Origin of the sequence: uncultured Actinomyces sp. (assembly GCF_963526355.1) — a bacterium.
Taxonomy (GTDB): Bacteria; Actinomycetota; Actinomycetes; order Actinomycetales; family Actinomycetaceae; genus Actinomyces.
The window spans coordinates 1-5,438 of sequence record NZ_CAUROW010000110.1; the positions used below are offsets into that span (position 1 = coordinate 1).

The window sequence follows — 5,438 nt, forward strand, 5'->3', positions numbered from 1 at the left end:
GGCCCTGTGCGACCGGGTCGCCGTCATCGACCACGGACGCGTCATCGCCCTCGACTCGATCCCGGCCCTCGTCGCGGCTCACGGCGGCCAGGCCGAGTTGCGCCTCACCCTCAGTGCCCAGGCGCCGAGGGCGCTGGCCGATGTCGAGGGCGTCACCTCCGTGCGGGCCGACGGCGCTGTGACCGTCGTCTGCGGCACGGGCGCCTTCGCTCAGGCGGTCCTGTCCCACCTGGCGCAGGCCGGCGTCACCGTGCAGAACATGGAGACCCACACGCCGGGCCTGGAGGAGGTCTTCCTCAACCTCACCGGACGCGCCGTCAGGGATGCCTGGCCGGGCCGAGAAGCCCACTGAGAAACCGATTACTGAGAACCCGAGCGCTGAGAAGAGACATGACCATGCGCACCCGTCGATCCTTGATGACCCTGCTCGCCATGCTGACCCGTTCGACCCTGCGTGAGCCCGTCGGCCTGTTCTTCACCCTTGTCCTCGCCCCGCTGCTGGTGGCCGTCCTCGGGGTGCTCTTCGGCAACGACCCCAACCCCCAGTTCGGGGGGCGCGGCTTCATGGATGCCACCCTGCCCGCCTGCGCCTGCCTCGTCGTGGGGATGACAGGCGTCGTCATCCTACCCACCAGCCAGCTCCAGCTGCGCGAGAGCGGGGCCCTGACCCGTCTGCGGGCCACACCGCTGAGTCCGCGGGTCTTCGTGGCGGCCGATCTGACCGTCAACTTCCTCATCAGTCTGGTGGGGATCGTCCTGGCGCTGCTGGTGGGGGCGCTCGGCTTCGGGGTGAGGCTTCAGGGCAACCCGCTGGCGGTTCTGGCCGCCGCGGCCCTCGGGCTGGTGGCCTTCCTGGCGCTGGGTTACGCGCTGGCCGCTGTCTACCCCTCCGCGCGCGCCGCTACCGGCATCGGCAACGGGCTGTTCATCGTCATCATGATGACCTCCGGGGCCTTCGTCCCTCAGAGCCAGATCCCCGAGGGCGTCCAGCGCGTGGCCCGTTACTCGCCCTTCCACTACCTGGTCGACCTCTTTCAGGGGATGTGGGCCGGTCAGTCCTGGGCGGACTACGGGACGGCGCTCGCGGTGCTCGCCGGTATGACGGTGGTCTGCGGTCTGTTGGGGGCCCGACTGTTCCGCTGGAAGACGGCCTGACGGTGCTCACTTCGGGTACTTCGCGCCGAGCCGGGCAGGCTCTGTGTAGCCCTGCGGTTCTTCTGTAGGGCTACGCGAAGGATGTCCGGCTCGATGGGGGTGGAGCTGCCCACTCAGGCCAGGCGGACGCCGCGCGGCAGCCTGCCGGCCGGCACGCGCAGCCGTCTGCTGGCCGTGACGACGCCGCCGGCCCCCAGGGCCAGGATGACCACGAGGCTCGCGGGCCAGAAGACCAGGTGCTCGGCCAAGGGGCCGCGGTCCTTCGAAGAGTGCGAGAGGCCGAGCAGATCGTCGTCCTCGTAGGTGGCGGTCTCGCCCGCGCAGCGGTTGTGGACGATCCGATCGGGCCGGGGATTGCGCATCGAGTCAACAATCTTCCCTGCGAAGGACAGGTAGGAGGTCGGGATGCCGGGGGCGGCCGAGGCCGGTTGCTGTGGCGCGTGGGCGGTGGAGTCCCCCAGGGCCACGAAGGGGTTGGGGGCCAGCATCCACCAGATCCTCTCGGAGCGAGTCACCACCTGGGTGTCGATATCCGATCGGCACACGGTCTTCTCGTTGGTCGAGGCCTCGTAGTCCGGTCGACGGGTCTCCACGGTCTGCGTGCCGGTCACTACGGATGAGGCCACGGCTGTGCTCAGTGGCGTTCCGACGGTGAGGGCGGCCACCACGAGGTAGGTCAGGACCGCGGAGGCCGAGGGCCGTGCCGTCAGGCTGGAGAAGCCCAGGCCGATCGCGCACACCGCACCCAGGGTGAAGACGAGGATGACCAGGTGGGCGAGGAGCGCCTGCCAGTGAGAGCCGCCGGCGACCGTCAAGATGAGGAGGAAGGGCGCCGCCACGCCCAGGAAGGCGATCGCCGCGACCCAGGCCGCCAGCAGCTTGCCGACGACGATCTCCTGACTGCGCAGCGCGGTGGCCTGCAGCAGCGCGAGGGTCGCGTCGGCGCGGTCGCCGTTGAGCGACGTCGCTGACAGCGTGGGGGCCACGATGAGCCCGATCCCCAGCACGAAGCAGACAATGGTGTCGTAGAGGAACGGAAGGTAGTCAGATGTGGTCTCGCGGGTCGTGGTCTCCACGGCGATCGCCAGCCCGCCGCACAGCAGAATGAGGACGGCCAGCCAGATCCCCAGCATGACGCGCCAGCGCGTTGCCCGCACCCGCTGGCGCAGCTCGAGCACCATGACGGTGCGTACACCTCTCCAAGTCATCGGCGTTCTCCCTCCATGGCCAGGTAGGTCTCCTCCAGGGCTCCTCGCAGCGGGGCGAAGGAGACGACCTCCACCCCGGCCTCGACGGCCTTGCGCAGCAGGCGGGCCGCCGCAGCGTCGTCGTCCACCGGAAGGCGCACGGTCCCGTCCTCCTCATGCGTGACGGACGGCTGTGCGGAGTGCACCCACTCGCTCAGACGTCCGGCGTCCAGGGCTCGCATCCGCCAGGTTCGGCGCGTCGGCACCGGGTGGGCCGCGCCACCGGGTCCCTCCGCCTCGGCCCGGCCCTGCTCCGACGGCGTCGGGAGGGCGGTTCCGTGCGACATGAAGACGACGCCGTCGACCATCTCCTCCATCTCCGGCAGGATATGACTGGAGAGCAGGACCGTGGTGCCGTCTGAGGCCAGGTCGCGCAGCAGGGCACGCAGATCGGCGCGCGAACGCGGGTCCATGCCGGCGGCCGGCTCGTCCAGGAGCAGGACCTTGGGACTGTGGATGAGGGCGCGGGCCAGGCCCAGGCGCTGCTTCTGGCCCCGGGAGAGGACCCGGGCCGGAGTGCGCGCCAGCTCGTCGAGGTGGACCAGGGTGAGCATCTCGACGGCGCGGGTGCGGGCTGTGTCGGCGTCCATCTCCTGGGCGGCGGCGAAGGTCAGGAGGATCTCGGTGCAGGTCAGGGAGTCCCAGGTGCCGAAGGCGTCGGGCATCCACCCCACGGTGCGGTGGACCTCGCGCGCCTGGGTGACCGGGTCCAGTCCCGCCACCCGGATCGTCCCGGAGTCCGGGGCCAGCAGGGCCGCCAGCATGAGCAGCAGCGTCGTCTTGCCGGCGCCGTTGGGGCCGACCAGTCCGGTGACGGCTCCGCCCGGCACCGACATGTCCAGCTGCCGTACCGCGGGCGCCCGGCCGAAGAAGCGGGTGAGTTGAGAGACTTCGATGCTCATGCGAGCAGGTTACGTCGTCGGTCGGGGCCGGCGGGCGGAACTCGGGGACGACATGGGCGGCGGCGATGGGGCGTGCCTGACTCCGCCTCAAACATCAACAAAAACTTCAGAAACGACGCGGCTCCGGGTCATTTCTGAAGAACTTGTTGAAGTGTGGTCCGTGAGCCCACAGCCCCGTGATGTGTCGGCCTGACGGCGCTCGCCTCGGGCGCCTTGCGTCGAGCCGGGCATTATTCGCGTACCCCTACAGAAAAACCGCAGGGCTACGCGAATAATGCCCGGCTCGATGGGGGTGGGGCCGCCCGCTCAGGCCAGGCGGGTGCCGCGCGGCAGCCTGCCGGCCGGCACACGCAGGCGCTTGCTGGCGGTGATGACGCCGCCGGCCCCCAGGGCCGTGAGCGTCACGAGGCTCACGGGCCAGAAGGGCGGGTGCGTGGTCTTAGCGGATGAAGAAGGGAAATCGTCTATGATGAGTGGGGAGTTGTCGGAGTCGTCCTTCTCCTTGCAGGCGTTGTGAATGGCCACTTCGGGCTGGGGGTCGCGCATCGTGTCAATGCCTAGGCCGGTTTCCTTCAGGAGGGAGGATTGACCAAAGAGGTCTGGGGTCGGCGCGTGGGCGGTGGCGTCCCCCAGGGCGGCGAAGGGGTTGGGGACCAGCATCCACCAGATCCGGTCGGTGTGAGTGACTTCCTGGGTGGAGATTTCCGGAGACGGCTGGCATACGACCTTGTCGTTGTCATCGCTCGACTTCATGTAGTAGGTCACCTGGGTCTGCGTGCCGGTGACCATGGGTGAGGCAATGGCCGTGGCCAGGGGTGTCCCCACGATGAGGGCGGCCACCGCGATGTAGGTCAGTACTGTCGAGGTCCGGGGGCGTACGGTCAGGCTGGAGAGTCCCAGGCCGATCGCGCACACCGCTCCCAGGGTGAAGGTGAGGATGACCAGGTGGGTGATGAGCACCAGCCAGTGAGAGTCGCCGGCGACCGTCAGCATGAGGAGGGAGGGGCCTGCAACGCCCAGGAAGGCGATCGCTGCGACCCAGGCCGCCAGCAGCTTGCCGACGACGATCTCCTGGCTGCGCAGCGCGGTGGCCAGCAGTGGCGCCAGGGTCGCGTCGGCGCGGTCGCCGTTGATCGACGTGGCCGACAGGGCGGGGGTGATGATGAGCCCGATCCCCAGCACGAAGCAGAAGCTCAAGTCATAGAGGATGCGGTAGGTGATTGCAGGACTGTCCTCGATGTACCCGCAGGAAGCCAGAACCGGCACGGTGCTCAACAACCCGCTGCATAGGAGGCCGACGATGGCCAGCCCGATGTACCGGCGCGAGGTCCTCACCCGCTGGCGCAGCTCGAGCACCATGACAGTGCGTACACCTCTCCAGGTCATCGGCGTTCTCCCTCCAGGGCCAGGCAGGTCTCCTCCAGGGCTCCTCGCAGCGGGGCGAAGGAGAGGACCTCCACCCCGGCCTCGACGGCCCCGCGCAGCAGGCGGGCTGCCGCCGCGTCGTCGTCCACCGGAAGATGCGCGGCCTCCGTCCCTGGGTGATGGGAGGCTGCGCGGCGTCGGCGCTCATGAGGGGAGGGTACTGCGCGAAGGCTTGTGGGGGCCGGGGGAGAGGTCCCCATTGTCGGTGGTGGAAGGTGCTCTGGGGGGGTGCCCCTATGTGGTGTGTCAAGCGGCTGCGGGTAGTTGTGTTGATGGTTGTGGGGTGTAGAGGGTGTGGTTGCGGATCATGGCGTGCAGGGTCAGGATGCGGCGGTGGGCCAGGGCGAGGACGGCCTGGCCCAAGGCGGTTTGCCTTGGTCGCGTTTGCGCTGGTAGTAGGCCTGGCTGACGGGGTCGGAGCGCAGTGAGGCGAAGGCAGACAGGAACATGGCGCGCTTGAGCCTCTTGTTGCCGCCGTGGGAGACGTGCTCGCCCCTTATGGAGGAGCCTGATCTCCTGGTTACCGGTGCCAGGCCGGCGTAGGAGGCTAGCTGGGCTCCGGTGTCTGGCGGTCCTTGTCCAGGGTCTCGGCCAGCAAGGACGGCGGCGGCCGGGACCCCGATAGCGGGCACGTGTGGTCAGGACCTGGCACATGAGGGTGGGCCACCCGCCAGGGTCGCCGGCCTGGGCGGCGACATCAGCCCGCTGA

The 5,438-nt window shown here is 69.2% G+C and carries 6 protein-coding genes and 1 pseudogene; 2 read left to right on the top strand and 5 right to left on the bottom strand.

Annotated elements, in window-relative coordinates; all coding sequences use genetic code 11:
* On the top strand, nucleotides 1-352 hold a 352-nt coding region (locus RWR81_RS12130; RefSeq protein WP_314457989.1), incomplete at its 5' end, for a DUF4162 domain-containing protein.
* 38 nt (nucleotides 353-390) lie between these two features.
* Entirely contained in the window at nucleotides 391-1,155 is a 765-nt protein-coding gene (locus RWR81_RS12135) for an ABC transporter permease (RefSeq protein ID WP_314457990.1), read from the top strand.
* Nucleotides 1,156-1,268: 113 nt separating this feature from the next.
* On the opposite strand, the gene RWR81_RS12140 is transcribed toward RWR81_RS12135, so the two are convergent.
* From RWR81_RS12140 to RWR81_RS12160, 5 genes and pseudogenes are all read right to left on the bottom strand, one after another.
* Entirely contained in the window at nucleotides 1,269-2,363 is a 1,095-nt protein-coding gene (locus RWR81_RS12140; protein WP_314457991.1) for an ABC transporter permease subunit, read from the bottom strand.
* On the bottom strand, nucleotides 2,360-3,304 hold the full coding sequence (locus RWR81_RS12145) for an ABC transporter ATP-binding protein (RefSeq protein ID WP_314457992.1): 945 nt from the start codon (nucleotides 3,302-3,304) through the stop codon (nucleotides 2,360-2,362). The genes RWR81_RS12140 and RWR81_RS12145 overlap by 4 nt, the downstream gene beginning before the upstream one ends.
* Before the next feature lie 306 nt (nucleotides 3,305-3,610).
* Nucleotides 3,611-4,690, bottom strand: a complete 1,080-nt coding sequence (locus RWR81_RS12150) for an ABC transporter permease subunit (protein WP_314457993.1) — start codon at nucleotides 4,688-4,690, stop codon at nucleotides 3,611-3,613.
* The gene (locus RWR81_RS12155) at nucleotides 4,687-4,818 is read right to left on the bottom strand and encodes a hypothetical protein (protein ID WP_399498442.1); all 132 of its coding nucleotides are present in this window, start codon (nucleotides 4,816-4,818) and stop codon (nucleotides 4,687-4,689) included. Before RWR81_RS12155 ends, RWR81_RS12150 begins: the two co-directional genes overlap by 4 nt.
* Nucleotides 4,819-4,975: 157 nt before the next feature.
* A pseudogene (locus RWR81_RS12160) lies at nucleotides 4,976-5,361 on the bottom strand (transposase); the annotation flags it as partial.
* Nucleotides 5,362-5,438 lie beyond the last annotated feature (77 nt).